At 52.8% G+C, this 18,046-nt stretch carries 16 protein-coding genes; 12 read left to right on the forward strand and 4 right to left on the reverse strand.

The annotated features are described in order from the left end of the window. Position 1: 1 nt before the first annotated feature. A complete protein-coding gene (locus ACR0A1_RS19970) occupies positions 2-1,060 on the reverse strand; it encodes an acyltransferase family protein (RefSeq protein ID WP_170399600.1) in 1,059 nt (352 codons plus the stop codon). Positions 1,061-1,435: 375 nt separating this feature from the next. Next, positions 1,436-2,515 carry a glycosyltransferase gene (locus ACR0A1_RS19975; RefSeq protein ID WP_170399597.1) on the reverse strand — a complete coding sequence of 360 codons (1,080 nt, stop codon included), beginning with the start codon at positions 2,513-2,515 and terminating at the stop codon, positions 1,436-1,438. A 651-nt stretch (positions 2,516-3,166) separates the two neighbouring features. On the opposite strand from ACR0A1_RS19975, the gene ACR0A1_RS19980 reads away from it, so the two are divergent. From ACR0A1_RS19980 to ACR0A1_RS20030, 11 genes are all read left to right on the forward strand, one after another. Next, positions 3,167-4,372 carry a glycosyltransferase gene (locus ACR0A1_RS19980; protein ID WP_480868983.1) on the forward strand — a complete coding sequence of 402 codons (1,206 nt, stop codon included), beginning with the start codon at positions 3,167-3,169 and terminating at the stop codon, positions 4,370-4,372. Then, positions 4,369-5,343, forward strand: a complete 975-nt coding sequence (locus ACR0A1_RS19985) for a polysaccharide deacetylase family protein (RefSeq protein WP_480868985.1) — start codon at positions 4,369-4,371, stop codon at positions 5,341-5,343. Before ACR0A1_RS19980 ends, ACR0A1_RS19985 begins: the two co-directional genes overlap by 4 nt. A 75-nt stretch (positions 5,344-5,418) precedes the next feature. Further along, a complete protein-coding gene (locus ACR0A1_RS19990) occupies positions 5,419-6,993 on the forward strand; it encodes a hypothetical protein (RefSeq protein WP_170399586.1) in 1,575 nt (524 codons plus the stop codon). Beyond that, positions 6,990-7,862 carry a class I SAM-dependent methyltransferase gene (locus tag ACR0A1_RS19995; protein ID WP_170399583.1) on the forward strand — a complete coding sequence of 291 codons (873 nt, stop codon included), beginning with the start codon at positions 6,990-6,992 and terminating at the stop codon, positions 7,860-7,862. Before ACR0A1_RS19990 ends, ACR0A1_RS19995 begins: the two co-directional genes overlap by 4 nt. A 3-nt stretch (positions 7,863-7,865) precedes the next feature. Continuing rightward, positions 7,866-8,501, forward strand: coding sequence for a PI-PLC domain-containing protein (locus tag ACR0A1_RS20000; protein WP_170399580.1), 636 nt, complete (start codon positions 7,866-7,868; stop codon positions 8,499-8,501). Then, the gene (locus ACR0A1_RS20005) at positions 8,491-9,123 is read left to right on the forward strand and encodes an HAD family hydrolase (RefSeq protein WP_170399577.1); all 633 of its coding nucleotides are present in this window, start codon (positions 8,491-8,493) and stop codon (positions 9,121-9,123) included. Before ACR0A1_RS20000 ends, ACR0A1_RS20005 begins: the two co-directional genes overlap by 11 nt. Further along, complete coding sequence (locus ACR0A1_RS20010; RefSeq protein ID WP_170399574.1) at positions 9,120-9,866, forward strand: glycosyltransferase family 2 protein; 747 nt, start codon at positions 9,120-9,122, stop codon at positions 9,864-9,866. The genes ACR0A1_RS20005 and ACR0A1_RS20010 overlap by 4 nt, the downstream gene beginning before the upstream one ends. Next, positions 9,863-10,183, forward strand: coding sequence for a cupin domain-containing protein (locus ACR0A1_RS20015; RefSeq protein WP_170399572.1), 321 nt, complete (start codon positions 9,863-9,865; stop codon positions 10,181-10,183). Before ACR0A1_RS20010 ends, ACR0A1_RS20015 begins: the two co-directional genes overlap by 4 nt. Continuing rightward, positions 10,177-10,932 carry a glycosyltransferase family 2 protein gene (locus tag ACR0A1_RS20020; protein WP_170627122.1) on the forward strand — a complete coding sequence of 252 codons (756 nt, stop codon included), beginning with the start codon at positions 10,177-10,179 and terminating at the stop codon, positions 10,930-10,932. Before ACR0A1_RS20015 ends, ACR0A1_RS20020 begins: the two co-directional genes overlap by 7 nt. 5 nt (positions 10,933-10,937) lie before the next feature. Beyond that, positions 10,938-12,008 (forward strand): WavE lipopolysaccharide synthesis family protein, encoded by a 1,071-nt coding sequence (locus ACR0A1_RS20025; RefSeq protein WP_480868987.1) that lies wholly within the window; start codon positions 10,938-10,940, stop codon positions 12,006-12,008. 38 nt (positions 12,009-12,046) lie between these two features. Beyond that, positions 12,047-13,414: an oligosaccharide flippase family protein gene (locus ACR0A1_RS20030; protein ID WP_170399563.1), complete on the forward strand. Its 1,368-nt coding sequence runs from the start codon at positions 12,047-12,049 to the stop codon at positions 13,412-13,414. A gap of 4 nt (positions 13,415-13,418) precedes the next feature. Here ACR0A1_RS20030 and ACR0A1_RS20035 read toward each other — a convergent pair whose 3' ends face one another. Both ACR0A1_RS20035 and ACR0A1_RS20040 read right to left on the reverse strand, forming a co-directional pair. After that, positions 13,419-14,384: a glycosyltransferase family 2 protein gene (locus tag ACR0A1_RS20035; protein WP_170399560.1), complete on the reverse strand. Its 966-nt coding sequence runs from the start codon at positions 14,382-14,384 to the stop codon at positions 13,419-13,421. Beyond that, a complete protein-coding gene (locus tag ACR0A1_RS20040; RefSeq protein WP_480868990.1) occupies positions 14,381-16,003 on the reverse strand; it encodes a hypothetical protein in 1,623 nt (540 codons plus the stop codon). Before ACR0A1_RS20040 ends, ACR0A1_RS20035 begins: the two co-directional genes overlap by 4 nt. Positions 16,004-16,158: 155 nt before the next feature. Between ACR0A1_RS20040 and ACR0A1_RS20045 the strand changes: the two genes are divergently transcribed. After that, positions 16,159-18,021 carry a PKD domain-containing protein gene (locus ACR0A1_RS20045; RefSeq protein ID WP_170399554.1) on the forward strand — a complete coding sequence of 621 codons (1,863 nt, stop codon included), beginning with the start codon at positions 16,159-16,161 and terminating at the stop codon, positions 18,019-18,021. The last annotated feature ends 25 nt before the right edge of the window (positions 18,022-18,046 follow it).

Consider the following 18,046-nt stretch of genomic DNA (forward strand, 5'->3'; position numbering starts at 1 on the left):
GCTATTTTAGAGAACGAAAACCACTTTTAAAGTGCACGTTTCCGATGGTTGTCGTTAGCCACCTTCTGAAACGCATTTCGACAATGTAATAACTCAGCAAAGATGTAATGTACGTTATAGTACAAACAGCGATGACCAGCCAAAAATCGTTACCACGTGAAAAATCCATTAGGGCTCCAACCAACAGCAAAACGGGCACGTGAAACAGGTAGGTGCTATACGATAGATCACCCAAGTGAGGCCCAATTTTGCCTACACCTGACGACAGTTTAAGAAACACATCCTCAGTGAGAAAAAAGCCAACAACCATCGCGACTGAAAAAGCCTCTTTGTACCAAGGGAACCTTAACTCTAACGACGCTAAAGCGACGCTGGCGCATATAGCAGCGATGGTATAGCGACGCGTTCTTGGCCATTCCTGCATACGGAAGAGTTTAATTCCAACCAAATATATCAAAACACCAAAAGCAAAATTAAAGAGTACGATGTTAGATGCAATTGGTCCGACTGGAAGTCCGAAACGGCCACCAATTGGCAACGCTAAAACTACAGCTACGGCGATCACCAAAGACCATTTTTTGTTAATCAATAAGGCAACGGCCAGGATTGCGTAAAAAAACATCTCGAAATTAAGTGTCCAGCCCACTGTAAGAACTGGGATGTAACCTATCCCAGATGCGTGTTCATGAGGGATAAAGAGCATTGAAAACAAAACGTCCCTCAAGGTTGACCCATGCAGGAAACTTACGGCGTCCCAATTCGCGAACGGGAGAACCGCCAAAAAGACCACTGTCGCCAGCCAATAGGCCGGTATGATGCGGGTCGCTCTATCCCGACAAAACCGTGCCGCTGAGACATGGCCGCGAGAAATGGACATGGCCATAACTAAACCGCTGAGAACAAAAAAAATGTCGACGCCGAGGCTTCCGTGATAAGTAAAGAACGCCTCTATTTTGTTTTCAGGCTCAAAGTCTCGATATACCTGAATGTAATGATGAAAAACGACCATCCAGGCTGCTAGAGCTCGAAGCCATTGGAGGCTAACCACTTTTTCTGTCATTGGGCGCTATGATTTATTTGTTTTCAGGATGTTACATATATCAGACGTTTGCTTTCAGTGCTATAGACGCTGTCGTTTTCCAGTTTATAGAATGGCTTTCTCAATGGTCCCGATGACTCGTACATTTTGACCGGGAATTTGGAGGCGATGGCTTACGACCTTTAATGCTCTTCTAATTTAAGTTGCCTAATATATCAGTTCGAAAGCTGGTGGCAGACATTCCCGGATTCAAGCCGAGGTGTCCGTCAGGAAACAGCCTCAGCTTTCCGAAAAACTGACGGCGGAAAACTCGGGCAGAAAATCCGAGTTATGAACTTCAGAACAGAGAGCAATCTAGGTTGCGTTCCAAATTTCTAGCAAGAGGCCACAGCAAATTTAAGTCTCGAGTATGCGCTGTTGACACACCGGATACCATGCTTCCAGTTCACCAGGGGGCATATTCGGAATTTGGCGGGACTGGCGTATTGCGCTCAGGATACCTCTGGCCTGCGGGAGGGTCAGCCGCTTTTGAAGAATATCTTTCAAGAACTCGGCCAGCAGTTTTCGTCGGAGAAGTGGGCGGAAGCGCCGTTTTGCCAATGCGTTTCCGTGTTTTGTGACCAGCAATGCCTGGTTCATATTGCTCAGAACAGTTGTCTTGTAGCGGTCAATTCGCCCCGTCGCGATATTATAATGATTAAGAAGCGCCTTTTCTGCCGTGACCAGACTTTGCGTTCGGGAAATCCGGTAGCTCGCATCAAGATCCTCGCCGGGGCTATAAGAACGCAACAGGTTCTCAAAAGGTTCACGAAGAATGCTTTCACGACGGAAGGTCATGCGACAGCCGTGAAAGAGCCGCTCGGGCCAAACCGACATTCCCTGAACCTCAACAGGTATCGGTAGGTCAGGAAATTTTCCTTCATATGGAATGAATACTTCTTCCTGATGCATCAGGAAGACCTTACGCCAGATGAAGTACTTTATCCGCCCCACCCAGAACCAGCGGCTTTTTATTGCTTCCTGTCGATTGTCTTGCTTTTGCGGACCCCTACTCTCCATTAGATGAGGAGGCGCGTCTGACAGCGCGGCCTGCACGCCGCCTATCTGCTCCTTTGTATCCGCCTCATAGATCTTCATGATTTCTGAAGCACAAGTCGGATACATCAGGGAGTCGTCGTCAATAAGAAACACAATGTCGGCCCGCGCCTCTGATACTGCTGTGTTACGTTGCACCGCTGTCGAGCCAATGTCACATGTCCTATAAACCATCCGGATGCCTGAATCTGGTTCGATCAATGCTTTGATTGCACTTGCGTGGGTTTCCCAGTCAGGGCTGGTGTCAATGACAATGATTTCACATGGCGCCCGTGTTTGCGCCAGCGCCAACTCTATACATGTCCGGAGAATATCAGGGCGTTTGTTAGTTGCAATCAACAGGCCCCAGCTCAGCGGCTTAAATTCAGTCAAATCAGTCATGTAGTGCCGCTAACCTTTTCATCTAACACGTGCTCGGCTCGATCCCGCCTTGCGGGTTTGTCAATAGGTGTCAATCGAGATCACTCCCGGGATGCGCACGGCGATACTAATAATAGTGATATCGACATAAGGGGAATCAGCTGGTGGTTTCATGACCTAACCTAAACATCAAATAGCGGTCATTTTCACATCCACATAGACAGAAATCAAATTGACTGGAGCGGATCAAGCGAGGACCTTTGTGCGAGGATCGAATTCGGGCCGGTGTCGTGACCAATTTTGACGCAATGGCAGAGGCTTTGCAAAGCAAGGTAACATCAGTTGCAAAATTTCTGTCTTGAAAGGGTTCTGGATTCAGAGGCTTCATTCTATGCATGGTCCAACGCCAGGCTTTGCCGGCAATTTTTGAAGACAATAGATCATGAACAGACACATTCTTTTAATTAGGGGAACAGGTTTTGGACTTGCACACCAATGCCCGTACGAAGACCTTTGGCAAAGCGTATCTACAGTCGGTCAGGTAGAGCTACGGTATCCTTTGCTGACTTCTCCCCAACCTGGGAGCTCCTGGAATTCGCAATGAAGCATGGGTTTCGGTCCATAAGCAAAAGCATTCGGGGCCTTTCCGGCCACGGCAAGGTGTAGTCCCAGATGCGCGTAGCCTACCTGATTAACCAATACCCTGCGATCAGCCATACCTTCATCCGTCGCGAGATCCGGGCCCTGGAGGACATGGGAGTCGAGGTCGAACGTTTTGCGCTCAGGGGCTGGGACAGCGATGTTGTTGATACGCTGGACCGCGAAGAGATGGCCCGGACCCGTCACACACTGAAAGATGGAACCGCCCGGCTGATACTGGGGGCGCTTGTCTGGGGCCTGCGTCATCCGCAGGCATTCTTGCGCGGCCTGAAGTTGGCGTTTTTGATGTCGAAGGGGGCCATTCGCCCCTGGCCCTATCACCTGATCTACCTCGCCCATGCTTGCCGAATCATGACCTGGCTCGAGGGGAAGGAAGTGAGCCATTTGCATGCGCATTTCGGCTCTAATTCAGCGGAAATCGCCGCCTTAGTAGAGGCTTTGAGCGGCCCGGGCTTCAGCTTCACAACGCACGGGTCAGAAGTTTTTGATGATCCCAAACGCCATGCCCTACCGCTGAAAGTAGACCGGGCGCGGTTTGCGGTGACTTCTTGCGCATACATTGGCAGCCAGATGATGTACAATGTGCCACCCGCGCTCTGGTCAAAAGTTAATGTTGTGCATTGCGGGTTGGCGGCCACGGCCTTTGCCAACGATGCAACACCTTTGCCGGATGCGCCGATTTTCCTGAGCGTCGGACGTTTCAGCCCTGAAAAGGGACATTTACTGCTGATTGAAGCCTTTGCCGCTGTACATGCCGCTCACCCCGGGGCGCGGCTGGTGTTGGCAGGCGACGGGCCGATGCGCGCGATGCTGGAAGATCACATTGCACAGCTGAACCTTGAGCAAGCGGTGAGGATCACCGGCTGGGTGACATCAGATCAGGTGCGTGCGGAATTGCGCGGTGCCCGTGCGTTGGTGCATCCAAGCTTTACCGAGGGCTTGCCCGTTGTGATCATGGAAGCCATGGCCGAGTACCGACCAGTCATTTCGACTTATATAGCGGGCATTCCGGAACTGGTTCAGGATGGGCAAACAGGTTGGTTGGTACCGGCCGGGCAAGTGAAGGATCTAACCATGGCGATGCTGGCCTGCGCAGACATGCCCGCTGAAAAGCTTGAGGCAATGGGTCAAGCCGGATTCGACCGGGTGCGTACGCGCCACGATGCGTCTGTCGAAGCTGCCAAGTTGAAAGCCTTGTTCAAGGCCCTCGGGTCATGAAGGCGGTTTTGAAACGGGGAGCGCTTTGGGCGCTGACCACGCCACCAGTCTATGGGTTGCTACGTCGTCGGGCGTTTCACGGAAATCCCGTGACAATCCTGTGCTATCACACACTCCGGCCGGCCAGCGAGCAGTTGGATGCATGGACTGCGCTGTCGGTTGATGCGTTTCGTGCGCAAATCGATCTGCTGCGGCAGGACTATGATATCGTATCTCTGGACGATGCATTGGCTCCTGCCACTAGCGACCGCCGCCGTGTGGTGCTGACTTTCGATGACGGGGAATTGGGGCTCTACGAGCACCTGTTGCCGATTGTCCGAGCTGAAGCCCTGCCGGTGACTGTCTATGTTGCCACCAAACAGATCGAAACCGGCCGGGCCTTCTGGTTCGATCGTGTGATGAATGCATTGCAGAGTGCGGGCACCACAAAGATCAAACTGGATGGCATTGGATCCTGGCAGATCGGACCTGACCGCAGTAAGCTGCGTTGGGCTCAAATCGGCCCGGTATTAGAAGCTTTGAAGGCGGTAAATACCAGAGACAGAGACGCGTTAGCCGACAAAATTATCGCGCAGACAGGTCAGGAGACCAAAGGCTTCACTCCGCTTCAACCCATGAGCCTCCCACAGTTGCAGGAACTTTCGGCGGAACCTCTCGTAACCATCGGATCACACACCCACAGCCATGAATTGCTGGACCAGATATCACTTGATGACGCAGGCGCCAGCGTCGCGCGATCGCGCGATCTGCTGCAGGGCTGGACCGGGCAAGAGATCCGTCATTTCGCCTACCCCAATGGCAATTACACGCCCGACTTAATGAAAATGCTTTATGATCTGGGTTTTGTCAGCGCCACGATCCTGGAGGATAGGCATATGACGCCTGACGATCCGCAGCAGGCTCTGCCCCGGATCGGTATAGGCCGGTATGATGGGACAGCTAGATTTCGATTGCGGATGGTGGGGATGTGAGGTTTCGCGCAAATTGGGTTTGTTATAAGCAATAGCAATATTGATGACACATTTTTCAGGCAATAGCGCTAGGCCATGACTATTCTAACCGAAAAAACCACATTTCGCCTTATTGTGGCGTCTCTGATCCTGGGCACGGCCTATAGATTGTGGCCGGTTGTGGCGGGCACCCCAGCGCTGGCCCAATTCTTCATGACTGAAGACGGCTATCTGATGCTGACCATCGCCCGCAATATGGCGATCGGCCTGGGGATGTCGGTCTCAGACGGCACAACCGCGAGCAATGGTGTGCAGCCTTTGGCCACGTTCCTGTTTTCGGTTCCTTATCTGCTGACCAACGGCGACAAGGTTTTGGGATTGACTGGCGTGCACCTGATCGCGGCAGCCATATCGGTAGGTGGACTTTTTGCAGTTCGCTCATTGGCGCGAGATCTGTTGCGGGGGCAAGACGACAATCCACTTTGGCCCTGGTTCGTGGCGGCCCTTTGGTTTCTCGGGCCATTGTTGCTGTTTCATACGATGAACGGGCTGGAGACCGGACTTTACACCGCTATGATTGCGCTGACGCTCGTTCTGTTCGGCGAAGTGTTGGCAAAGGGTCCGGGAGCAACCTTTGCGGACCGAATGATCTTGGGCGCGGCCTGCGGCGTGACTTTCCTGGCCCGTAATGACGGTGCCTTCCTGGTGACTGCTATCTTCCTTGTCTGGGGCCTGCATAACCTGATCGTGCAGCGAGACAGGTTCGTTAAAGTTGTCGCCGACCTGCTTCCACCCGGTGTGCTGAGCCTGATCATTGCGGCACCGTGGCTGATCAACAACTATGTCAACTTCGGTTCCATCGTGCCTGTCAGCGGCACTGCGCAGGCTCTGAGTGGCGGCTTTGCCAAGAACGTTGATTTGTTGCCCGCTATCCTGTTTGAAAATACTTTTCCGATGTTTCCAATCCCGGCGGTATTGCAATCTATACCGGCGTTTCAAGTCATTGCGTTGCTGTTGGTGTTGCTCATCGTTGCAGTGTTTGTGATCCAAACCTGGAAACGCGGAGGTCCGGCGCGGTATGTGACCGTGGCATTCCTAATATTCGCCACCGTACTCAGCATCTATTACGGACTATATTTCGGTGCAGGCTGGTTTTTAAGTCGCTATCTGGCTCCTTTTGCGCCTTTCACGATTATCGCTGCGGCATCAGTTCTGTTGACAGTGGTGGGACGTATTACTCCTGAGCGGCATGCTTCAATGTTCAGTTTTTTTTGCTTGGCAGCTTTGGCACTTTGCTTAGGCCTTCTGGGCCGTGCCCTTGTACCGGGAGTGCGCGATCAGGGGCACTTTCAGGTTGTCGACTGGGTGACTGCAAACGTGCATGCCGAAACATGGGTTGGCGCGGTGCAAACAGGGACACTGGGATACTGGCACGATCGAACGATCAATCTGGATGGCAAGGTCAATCCTGCGGCACTTCAGGCGATCCTGACAGAAGGCCATGTGCTAAACTACGTACTTGAGAGCCCAATTGAAGTATTGGCAGATTGGCAGGGAATATTGACCTGGCTGGAAATCGAAAATCAGGAAGCCACGACCTTTTCCTATACTTTTGAGGTGCTCGTGCACGATACAGCCCTAAACTTGGGTGTTCTGGGGCGTATCAAATGAAATTCGACGTGCAAGCGATTGAAAATATCCGCGAAGCACTTTTGGGTCACGAGGGCGATGATCTGATCCGCTTTATGCACGATCTCGCGCTCGGAAAGGCCTCAGAGGATCACGGGGCAGAGTCCCGGGCCAAGGCCCGTGAGTTAGAATGGGTCGGATCGGACGGGCACAGGACAGAGCTTGGCATTTGCGCTGAAGATTCTTGTCGCGAATACCAATTTTGGACCGAACGCCAAAGGGCACTGCCTTTCGAAGGGGTCGCTCCTCAGCTTGCCATTGAGCGCTTTCGCGGGCGCCGCGTGCTCGAGATTGGGTCCGGCATGGGGACAAACCTGATGTCCTTTGCATTGCAGGGGGCCAAGGTAATGGGCGTCGAACCTATCGAGGCTTATGTTCAGATGGGTGCCATCTTCTGTGAACGCGAAGGTATGGACCCGCCGGAAGTGCAACAGGGTTCGGCCGAGGCTTTACCATTTGATGATGGTGAGTTCGACCTCGTCCTGTGCGTGTCGGCCCATCAATATTTCGATCTGGCGCCAGCTTTTGCCGAGATCAACCGTGTGCTAGCTTCCAGTGGAGAGGCCATCATCATTGGGGGCACGCTTTGGTCTTATTTCTTTGGAACTGTCGCAGAGCTTCCCTCCAATCCGAGAAAGCTGAAAGGTCTGACGATTACGACGCTTAACACGCTGAGCTATTCCTGGCTGGGGCAGCGGGTTGTGCCAGCGCGCAACAGATTTTCCACCTCTCGCCCGATTTACCCAGGAAGGAGTGCAATGACACGGATGCTACGGCGCGCTGGTCTGAAAAACGCGTCCCCTCCCACGCAGGTCGAGACAGAGACTTGTTTTCATGTGAAATCCGAGTAGGACATGCAAATTTTAAGTCATAGAGGTTATTGGAAGACCGAGGCGGAAAAGAATGCACCGGTAGCCTTCACCCGATCATTCGAACTGGGATTCGGTACCGAAACCGACCTCCGCGATTTGGGCGGCGATCTGGCCATTGCGCACGATCCGCCAAAGGCCGATGCCATGCAGGCCGAAGAGATGTTCGCGATCCACGCTAAGGCAGACCCGAGACTGACACTGGCGCTAAACATTAAGGCGGACGGTCTGCAGGTGATGGTCCGGGATCTACTGGATCAATTTGAAGTGCGCGATGCTTTCGTCTTCGACATGTCGGTACCGGACACGCTGCACTGGCTCAACGCCGGGGTCCCGGTTTTCACCCGCCATTCTGATGCCGAACCGGAACCACCTCTTTATTCAGAGGCCGCAGGCGTCTGGCTGGACGCATTCTGGACCGACTGGTGGGATCGCGATGACATCTCACGACATTTGGATGCGGGAAAACGCGTGTGTGTTGTTTCACCTGACTTACACAAACGCACCTATGAACCAGTATGGGAGCGCCTCGCAGTATGGGATGTCTCCAGACATGAAGATGTTCTGATTTGCACTGATTACCCGGAAGCGGCCAAGGAGTATTTTAATCATGAAAATTGAGGCGGTTATATTTGATATGGATGGCGTGTTGATAGACGCTAAAGAATGGCATTATCATGCTTTAAACCGCGCGCTAGAGCATTTTGGCTACACGATTTCACGGGCCGATCACCTGTCGACCTTTGACGGATTGCCAACGCGCACCAAGCTGGAGATGCTGTCCAAAGAACGTGGTTTGCCGCGAGGACTGCACGGGTTTCTGAACACGCTGAAGCAGAAATTTACCGTCGATCAGGTGCATGTAAACTGCCATCCGGTCTTTGTGCATGAATATGCGCTATCAAACCTCAAAGCCCGTGGCTACAAACTGGGTCTGGCCTCGAATTCGGTGCGGAACAGCGTCGAATTGATGATGCAGAAAAGCGCACTGGACGGTTATCTTGATGTGATGCTTTCGAACGAAGATGTCTCCAAGCCGAAACCCGATCCTGACATGTATTTGACGGCTTCTGCCAAGTTGGGACTGCACCCCGACCAGTGTTTAGTGGTTGAGGACAATCAAAACGGCATCAAAGCAGCCGAGGATGCAGGTTGCCATCTGCTGGTGGTACAAAGCGTCTATGATGTACAACTGGATCGCATCCTGGATGCCATTGCTCGTGTAGAGGAGGGCGAGGTATGAAAATCGTGGTTCCCATGGCCGGCAGCGATGAGCGGTTTCGCAATCACGGTTTTCCTTTTGCCAAGCCGGTGATCGAGATCGACGGACGCCCGATGATCGAACATGCCACTGACTGCCTGAATGTGATCGATGGCGTGGAGTTTGTCTTTATCGTTCGCAAGGAAGATGATCTGCGCTTTCACTTGCGCGAGGTTTTGCAGCTTTTGCACTCCAATTGTCATATCGTCCGCACGGAAGGTGACACCGCTGGAGCGGCTTGCACGGCACTGCTGGCGGTTGAGCACGTGGCCAATGATGATGAGCTTCTGATCGCCAATGCCGACCAGATACTGGCATTCGACGTGGCCGCTGCAATCTCTGATTTCCGCAAGCGCAAGCTGGACGCCGGGACGGTCGTGTTCGACAGTGTTCATCCCCGTTGGTCTTTCGTGAAAACCGATGAAAACGGCATGGTCATTGAAGCGGCGGAAAAACGCCCGATCAGCCGCAATGCCACGGCGGGGGTGTATTATTTCAGGCGCGGACAGGATTTCGTGGATGCAGCGCAGACCATGATCATGAAAGGAGCCGATGTGAACGGAGGCTATTTCGTCTGCCCAACCTTTAACGAGCTGATCCTGTTACAGAAATCGGTCGGCACCTATCAGGTCGATCGCGCGCAATACATTTCGTTGGCAACACCGCAGGCGGTCGAAGACTATGAACAGGAACTGATCGCCCGCCGGCGAGAGGCAGCTTCATGAAGATATTTCGTCTGGAAAACATGACCAAGGGGTGGTTTGTCGGCGATTTTGATCCTGTGGTGCTGCGTACTCGAGATGCCGAAGTGGCAATGAAATCCTACGAAGCTGGCGCGAAAGAAGCTCGTCATATGCACAAGATTGCCCCCGAGGTGACGTTGATTGCCACAGGTCGGGTCCGAATGAACGGCATAGAATACGGCGCTGGCGACATCATCCTGATCGAACCGGGTGAGGCGACCGATTTTGAGGCTCTCACCGATGTGACCACCGTTGTCGTCAAGACCCCAAGCGTGACCGGAGACAAATACGAATGCTGAACATTGTAGTCCCAATGGCCGGTCGGGGAAGCCGGTTTGCTGATGTAGGCTATGATCTGCCCAAGCCCCTGATCCCAATCCACGGGTTTCCAATGATCCAGGTTGTGATCGCCAACTTGACGCCGTCTGTGCCACACCAGTTCCATTTCCTGATCCTGCGCGAGCACGACAGCGAATATGGTTTGGCCGGCAAACTGCGGGGCTGGGCACCGGGCTGCACGATCACCTATGTCGATGCGGTGACTGAAGGGGCGGCCTGCACCGTTCTTCTCAATCGTGCTGCCATCAACAATGACGATGCGCTGATGATCGCCAATTGTGACCAATACATTGATGCCGACATTGATGCCTATTTGGTCGATATGGGCACAGCCGATGGGCTGATTATGACGATGTGGGCTGATGATGACAAATGGTCCTTCATACGCCGAGATGACAGCGGTCGCGTTACCGAGGTGGTCGAAAAGGAAATCGTTTCGAACGAGGCGACGGTAGGCATATATAACTTTGCGCACGGCCGCGATTTTGTGGCTGCCGCAGATGCGATGATCGCCGCCAATATCCGCGTGAACGGAGAGTTCTATGTGGCTCCTGCTTACACGAAAATGATCGAACAAGGTGCGACGATTGCCTGTCATTCCATTGGTCGAGTTGGCGCCGGGATGCACGGCATCGGCGTACCGGATGATCTTGATGCCTTCCTGGCGGCACCAGTGTCGCAAAAGGCCATCAATGGCCTAGCGGGATAAACATCATGGATACGACCGATACTGTGATGGTCAAAGTCGCCCGGCGCCTGCTGATGTGGAGCCTGAAGCAAATCACCCGGTCATCAGATCATTTCCTAACATATACGCAGCGCCCCAAGCTGAGCCGGCAGATCACCAATCAGTCCGAACCTGAATCCACGGATGAACCGATGGCAATCGTCATGCAGGGGCCGATCTCCATACAGGATGATTTCACTGTCGAAACCCTGCGGATTTATCGCCGCAACATGCCTGGTGTGCGGCTAATCCTGTCGACCTGGGACGACACGCCTGAGGCCGATCTTGCCCCCATCCGCGCCGAAGGGGTCGATGTGGTGTTATCCGAAAAGCCCGCGGCCCCAGGGCTCTTCAACATCAACATGCAACTGGTCAGCGCCGGTGCCGGGATCATCCAGGCGCATAAGAATGGTGCAATCTGGATCATGAAAACCCGCACTGATCAGCGGCTGTACCGGCCCAATGTCATGGGATTCCTCGCGGCCATTGCGCGCAGCTTTCCGGCCGGAGGCGGATTTGAACAGCTGCACCGGATCATCGGCGTAGGTCACGGAACGCTCAAATTCGCGCCCTATCACGTCACAGATCAGACCGTCTTTGGTCATGCGGAGGATATGCTGCGCTACTGGACGCCCGGTCTGCGAACCGACCCATTGCCCAAACACTGGCCCGAGGCGTTGTCGGACATCTATGCCCAAATCCCCATCGGTGAGCTTTGCCAGATTGGAGCTGCGGAGAGCTACATCGCTTCAACGTTCCTCACACGTATTGGACGTCCGTTGAACTGGACGCTGGAAGACAGCTGGACGGCTTATCGCGACTGCTTTGCCTTCGTCGATTACGCAACAACGGATTTCTTCTGGCACAAAGTACAGACAGGAACTTTCCGCGAGTTCATCAACATCTATGACACAATCTGGACCCGCAACGAGCTAACCTTTGCAGATTGGGTGCTTCTGCACTCAGGGCAGGTGCTGCCAGAGGCTGCACAAAAGTATGAACAGGCGCTGGACCTGCGGTTCATGGAATCCATCAATCTGACACGGCTAACCGGTTAAGGCATGGTAAATCAACCCGATTTCCGGATGCTGCCATCATGAAAGCAGCGCTCCGGTCCGTTCTCAGCGGTGATGGTTTGAAGGTGCGGGCAATCCGCGGAACAGCCCTGAGTGTCATGGGCTTCGGCAGCAGCCAGTTGATCCGCCTGGGGTCGAACCTGATCCTGACGCGCATTCTTTTTCCTGAAGCGTTCGGCCTGATGGCCCTGGTGCAGGTTGTCATCGCCGGGCTCGAAATGTTTTCTGACGTGGCCATAGGTGCGTCCGTTGTACGGAGTCCGCGAGGCGATGATCCCAAGTACCTGAACACCGCCTGGACGTTACAAGTCATTCGAGGTGCTGTGCTTTGGGTTGTGGCGTGTCTTATCTCAAATCCGATTGCCGCATTTTATGAACAACCTGAACTTGGTCTCATCATTCCGGTTTTGGCGATGTCAACATTCATCCAGGGTTTCCAGTCGACGAAAATGTATCTCGCTAATCGACATCTCACGTTAGGCCGTTTGACGGCGATGGAACTAGCGTCACAAACTTCTGGTACAGTATTCATGATTGTTATGGCGCTTTGGCTAAACTCGGTTTGGGCGCTTGTAATGGGCGCACTTGTTGGGGTCAGCGTTCGTGTTGTTCTTTCACATACAATCTTGCCCGGGCCCGCAAACAGACTTGCTTGGGAGCGCGACGCTTTTAGGGAAATCTTTCATTTCGGAAAGTATATTATCCTTGGGACTGCTGCAGGCTTCTTTGTGCAGCAAGGTGACCGAATGGTACTCGGGAAATATGTAAGCCTTGAAGATCTTGCAGTCTACACCATCGCTTTCATGCTTGCCGCTGTCCCGCTCACACTCAGCACGCAATTGCTAGAGCGGATATTGTTCCCGCTTTATCGTACCCGACCGCCCGCAGACAATGACGCAAACCGAAAGAGTATCGGACGTGCGCGAATGCTACTGACCATGGGAACACTTGGAATGGCTGCAGTCTTGGCTATGGTTGGCGTTTTAGCTGTAACTTTTCTCTATGATCCCCGTTACCACGCTGCAGGGCCAATTCTGGTGCTTCTTAGTCTGGCGATGATCCCAAGGCAGGTCATCATGAGCTACGATAAGATACTATTGGCGAATGGAAACTCGCGCGATTTCACCATATTCACAACAGGCACCGCAATTGCTCGTATCTTGGTGTTGTTGCCTATGGTCAGCAAGTTTGGTCTGATCGGTGCAGCTTTGGCTCCTGTTATCGTTGATATTTTTTCCTATCCATTTCTGGTCTATTTTATCCGGCCTTACAGTGGGTGGTACCCCAAACAAGACCTCGCTTTTCTGATTGCTTCCTGTGGAATTGTAATGGCTACAATCTGGATGAACCCAAGCGTTTTTGACATTCTGCCCTTTGCCGGGCGGTAAGATCCTATTTGTACTCTATCAACTTTGCCCGGCGTCCGCGGAACCGGTCCCACCAATAGCCCAGGACACCTTGTGCCTCAGGGATCTTACCCAGTGTTATAAACAGGGCACGGGTCGGGTCCATACCACGCGATACCAGGCGCAGCACCTGAGCGGGCCAGACTAAAAGTAACGCGAGCGACCAAGATGTCACAAGTGTACCCGTCACAACAAGCAGGGGAAACACAGCCCCCCAGGCGAGAGCTGATCGGGTCTCCCGCACACAGTGGCGTTCGGGCGGAGACCCGTGCATGGCCGCCCCTTCCCCATATGCGTGGCCCGCACGCCGGTTCCGATTCCACCATTGCGCAAACCGGGTCAGAGCCGCGTCGTGCAACGTCATTTCCTCATCAAGCCGCCAGATCGACCAACCCGCTGCGCGCAGGCGGACACATAATTCAGGCTCTTCCCCCGCTATGAGGGCCGGATCAAAACCGCCAACAGCCGACAAGGCTTTGCTGCGCATCAGCGCATCTCCACCACAGGCTCTGGTCTGTCCCACCGGCGTATCCCACTCCTGGTCAATAAGTCGATTGTAAACCGACGCTTCGGGAAAGCGTTCACGGCGGCGACCACAGGCGACGGCCGCAGTCGGCGTTTCCGCCAGAAAGGATCGTGCGGCTTCGATCCAACTTGGTTGCAATTCGCAATCTCCGTCGATGAATTGCACAAATTGCACCGGCACCGGGTCTTTTTGCAAGATATCGAACCCGGCATTACGTGCGCGCGCCGCTGTGAAGGGTTGGCTTTGGTCCAATTCGACACATGTTGCGCCTACGGCTTTCGCGGCCTGTTGACTGCCATCAGTTGAACCGCTGTCCACATAAACAACCCTATCTGCTTGTTCAGTGGCTGAGGCCAGGCACCGCACCAATCGATCCCCTTCATTACGGCCTATGACGACGGCCCCAACCGTCGGTTGCCCTGTCATGCGTCAGTTCCTTTCCTTCCGCGACCGTTCCGGATGATCCGGTTGGTTTGCCGGGTGTAGCGGCTGGTAGGTCGTGATTTCATGGCCGACGGTCCCGGCACAGGTGATGATGGCGGCAGGGGTGCCCGTGGGCGGGCACGGGCAAGGGCATGCTTGGGCTCAGCTACTGGTGCCATTTCAGTGTCGGATGTTGCGACACGGCCGAGTTCTAGTCTACCCCACAGCGCCCCGGTTATAAGCCAGGTAATTGGCGTTACTGTCGCATTGGGAAGCAAGTCGATCACATTTGCGACCAAAACCAACGAAAGAATAGCCGTCTCTGGTCCCAGACCCAATCTCCGGGCTCTGAAAAAAAGTACTAGGGCCGGGAGACAAAGCAATCCAAACTCGGATAAGTATCGCGCCCATCCACCTACACCAATTACCCCCACCCAATACCCATCAGCAATTAGACTGATGCCTTCACCGGTGGCTGGATCATACACAAAACTGCGACCCCACCCGCCCCATCCAAACAGCGGTCGTTCGCGCGCCTTCTCCAACAGATAATTTTCGTTAACTACCCGAAATTCCAAGGAATCTGCTCGATCAACGCTCAAGGTTGTAACCCATTCAATGATAGTATTGACAGGTACAAGATCAGCACCACGAAGCATCGGATAAAGCAGAGCAATGCCAGAAAACACTGCAGCAATCGCAAAGTGCAATCTGACGTTCAGAACAAACATCACAACTATCAGGATCGCTGCGATTAAAAACGCCCCAAGAGAATTTGATAGAAACAACGTCATCAATAACCAAACGCAAAGCAGGAGGTAGACACGCCCTCTTTTCTCTTTGACGTATTTGGCAAGTCCGCCGGCAGCCAAGACACACATAGCGAAGAACATCGCCAACCAAAGGCCGTGCTGCACGAAAACAAGTGGGCGATAACCGCCCGGGCGAATATGTTGTTCCCATGCGTGCGGGAAATACCCATAAATCATGAAATTAAGCTGCGGCGACATCCGAATTTCATATAGAGCCAGTAGCGAATATCCAGTTCCAGCAATGACAAGCGCCTTCAGAAAAAGCCATTGCTTCTCCGGATGTGCTAAGTATTTCCGTCCGAGAATGAAAGGTAGAAGCATCATTACAGCTGAAAGCAATGTCGAAAGAATGTCCCAGACTCGGAGAGCCGGAAAGACGAGAGGCCCATAGAACAATGGGTGTCTGTTGGCTAAAACTGTCAAGCATGTACCCAAAATCAGAATAACGATCAAAAGTATTGGCAAACGTTTTTTGGGGAGCCAGCCCGGCAGGCTCGTTGGTGTAGTCGTTCCTGAAGTTATCATTGCAGCTATAAAAGCCGCAGTTGCTGGTATCGTATCTTTGTTCAGGGCTGGTAAGCCGGGCAAGTCAAGAGACAATCCCGTCGGTAGGAACAGATATCCCCCGATGATTGCCGCCAATAACGCGACGGCCGGAGACCAGACGCGGAAAAAGGCGAATACGACTAGCGGCCAAGTATACAGGACGATATATCCGAACATTTTGGAGCCGCCCCGCGCCCAGCATTCAAAAGCAACGCCCAGTGGGTACACGAAGATTTTGACACTGTCACCAATCCTGTCTGTCACCAATCCAACTTGTGACACAATTTCAGGCACTGGCGCCGTCAAGAAACACGATCACTTAAAATGCTTCATACGAGCCCGCAACTTAAATAGGGTTGTGTTTCTCATCAGATTAACGCTTGCTAACAAGGTAAAATTTCCAGCCGGGAGTCCCCTACATGTCTGAAGGTGCTACAGCTGAAATTACCGTTATGCGCCGCTCAGTTTGGCAGGTGTCCCCCGATGCCGTCTTTTTTGAAGTGACGGTCGATGGCTTTGACGCTGTGGCGCCAACCGCTGGTCAAATCTATGACAGCCGGTTTCATGACTTATACTATTTTTGGGACTTTGATGATCCATACGATTTCCAGGCGCCAGAGAACCTGCCTGGTAAACACCTAAACGCCGGTGTCGCATATGGCCCTTGGGTCTCACATACGTTTCGCACTCCGGGCAGCTATCGCGTTTCGGTTTTCGTCATCGAACCAGCTTCGGGAAAGACAGCCACAGCATCAACCGATATCGTGATCGAAGACCCTGGCGCCGTATTTCCAGCCCGAAACACGCTTTTTCTCAGCCCCTCCGGTAATTTCGAACATTCTCCGCCTCGGGCTCGGCGCCTTAAAACTGGCGATATCAGCAGCGTTTTTAACGACAATATTGCAGGGCAAGAAGCGGCACCCAAAAGGATCGTGTTAAATCGGGGCGAAGAATATACCTTCTCCGGCATTTCGCCTGGGTTTGGCGGACATACCCCATCCTTCCATATTGTCGCAGGAGACGGCAATGCTGACAGGCCGCTGGTTTTTTGTACAGGAGGGGTTTTCTGGAACGACATCGCCCCAAGAATCCCAAACCCTTCCAAAGATATGGTTTGGCAAAATGTGGTTCTTGAGTCCGGGTTTGATTCAACCTCGGTTCTGGGCGGAGAGCACCCCATCCTGTTCACTTGGTTTAATAACCCACCGCATTTGGCATTGTTGGATGGGTGCTCCGTTTCAGGTCTTCTGGCTGCAATTATTGTAGGCCAAACCGAAGGTGGTCATTCTGTCGTTTTGAACGATACGGTTGTCACCAACTTTGGTACGGCGGTTCTAGACGCCAGCTTTGAAGGGTTTGCCATCACCGGCTCTTCAATCATATCTGATGTCAATGCTCTGATCGATTCAACCGGCAATGGAGGATGGGGGGCTCGATTGGCGGGAAATGCTGTTGTTTCGATCATTCAAAATTCTGATTTCTTTATTCGACAAGGATGGTCTGGAAATGGCAAAATTATTGCGACGCAGCCGTGCTTACGATTGAATGCAAGCTCTTTCGAAGGCGCCAAAATCAACTGCCAGGCGAATGCCTTTGAGGGAGGTTACAATGTTGTGACAATGGGGCCGGGTGAAGGTCAGAAAAAGCGTCCCATAAATGCTTTGTTTGAAAAAAATTACGTGGTTGGAGGGTATCAAACTGCCAATCTCGTAAATTTCGGTTTTGGGGGCACCACCATCCGAAACAACGTTTTTGTTCTGCCGGATTCTGAACAATCTCTTGGAACCACGAACCCTCATGCATTTATTTTATTGGACGGACATAATGGCGGTTCTTCCACATCCCCAGACAACAACTCCGCTCCGATTTCTATTTTAAATAATACGTTCGTGAACCGGCTCCGACGAGACGCATATCAATGGGATGTTGCTGACAATATGGCAATATTTGTGAACTGGCAGGACCATTTCAATAACATCACGGTCGCCAACAATGTTGTCTATCAAACGGGAACTGATGACCCAATGATCGGTGACGCCCCACTTTCCAGTTCTGTCAATGTTTTCTTCACTCCCCGCGAGAGAGGCTATCAGTCATCTACAGTCGATCTTCGCGCACAAACAGCCACACTAAATACCCCCGGTATGTTTGATACTTATGCCCCCCTGCCCGGCTCCTCGGCGCTTGGTGACGCCGATGAAACCCAACCTATCGCTTATGATGATTTTTTTGGCAACCAGCGACCACAATACCCGTCTCGCGGCGCGCAAGAAGCATCATAAAAACAGTTTTTCCGCGCAAGAGACT

The organism is Ruegeria sp. D6, assembly GCF_056534365.1.

What these genes read in the sequence shown, in the direction of transcription:
- ACR0A1_RS19970 (WP_170399600.1), bottom strand. Translation starts at nt 1,060, where the DNA reads ATGACAGAAAAAGTGGTTAGCCTCCAATGGCTTCGAGCTCTAGCAGCC.
- ACR0A1_RS19975 (WP_170399597.1), bottom strand. Translation starts at nt 2,515, where the DNA reads ATGACTGATTTGACTGAATTTAAGCCGCTGAGCTGGGGCCTGTTGATT.
- ACR0A1_RS19980 (WP_480868983.1), top strand. Translation starts at nt 3,167, where the DNA reads ATGCGCGTAGCCTACCTGATTAACCAATACCCTGCGATCAGCCATACC.
- ACR0A1_RS19985 (WP_480868985.1), top strand. Translation starts at nt 4,369, where the DNA reads ATGAAGGCGGTTTTGAAACGGGGAGCGCTTTGGGCGCTGACCACGCCA.
- ACR0A1_RS19990 (WP_170399586.1), top strand. Translation starts at nt 5,419, where the DNA reads ATGACTATTCTAACCGAAAAAACCACATTTCGCCTTATTGTGGCGTCT.
- ACR0A1_RS19995 (WP_170399583.1), top strand. Translation starts at nt 6,990, where the DNA reads ATGAAATTCGACGTGCAAGCGATTGAAAATATCCGCGAAGCACTTTTG.
- ACR0A1_RS20000 (WP_170399580.1), top strand. Translation starts at nt 7,866, where the DNA reads ATGCAAATTTTAAGTCATAGAGGTTATTGGAAGACCGAGGCGGAAAAG.
- ACR0A1_RS20005 (WP_170399577.1), top strand. Translation starts at nt 8,491, where the DNA reads ATGAAAATTGAGGCGGTTATATTTGATATGGATGGCGTGTTGATAGAC.
- ACR0A1_RS20010 (WP_170399574.1), top strand. Translation starts at nt 9,120, where the DNA reads ATGAAAATCGTGGTTCCCATGGCCGGCAGCGATGAGCGGTTTCGCAAT.
- ACR0A1_RS20015 (WP_170399572.1), top strand. Translation starts at nt 9,863, where the DNA reads ATGAAGATATTTCGTCTGGAAAACATGACCAAGGGGTGGTTTGTCGGC.
- ACR0A1_RS20020 (WP_170627122.1), top strand. Translation starts at nt 10,177, where the DNA reads ATGCTGAACATTGTAGTCCCAATGGCCGGTCGGGGAAGCCGGTTTGCT.
- ACR0A1_RS20025 (WP_480868987.1), top strand. Translation starts at nt 10,938, where the DNA reads ATGGATACGACCGATACTGTGATGGTCAAAGTCGCCCGGCGCCTGCTG.
- ACR0A1_RS20030 (WP_170399563.1), top strand. Translation starts at nt 12,047, where the DNA reads ATGAAAGCAGCGCTCCGGTCCGTTCTCAGCGGTGATGGTTTGAAGGTG.
- ACR0A1_RS20035 (WP_170399560.1), bottom strand. Translation starts at nt 14,384, where the DNA reads ATGACAGGGCAACCGACGGTTGGGGCCGTCGTCATAGGCCGTAATGAA.
- ACR0A1_RS20045 (WP_170399554.1), top strand. Translation starts at nt 16,159, where the DNA reads ATGTCTGAAGGTGCTACAGCTGAAATTACCGTTATGCGCCGCTCAGTT.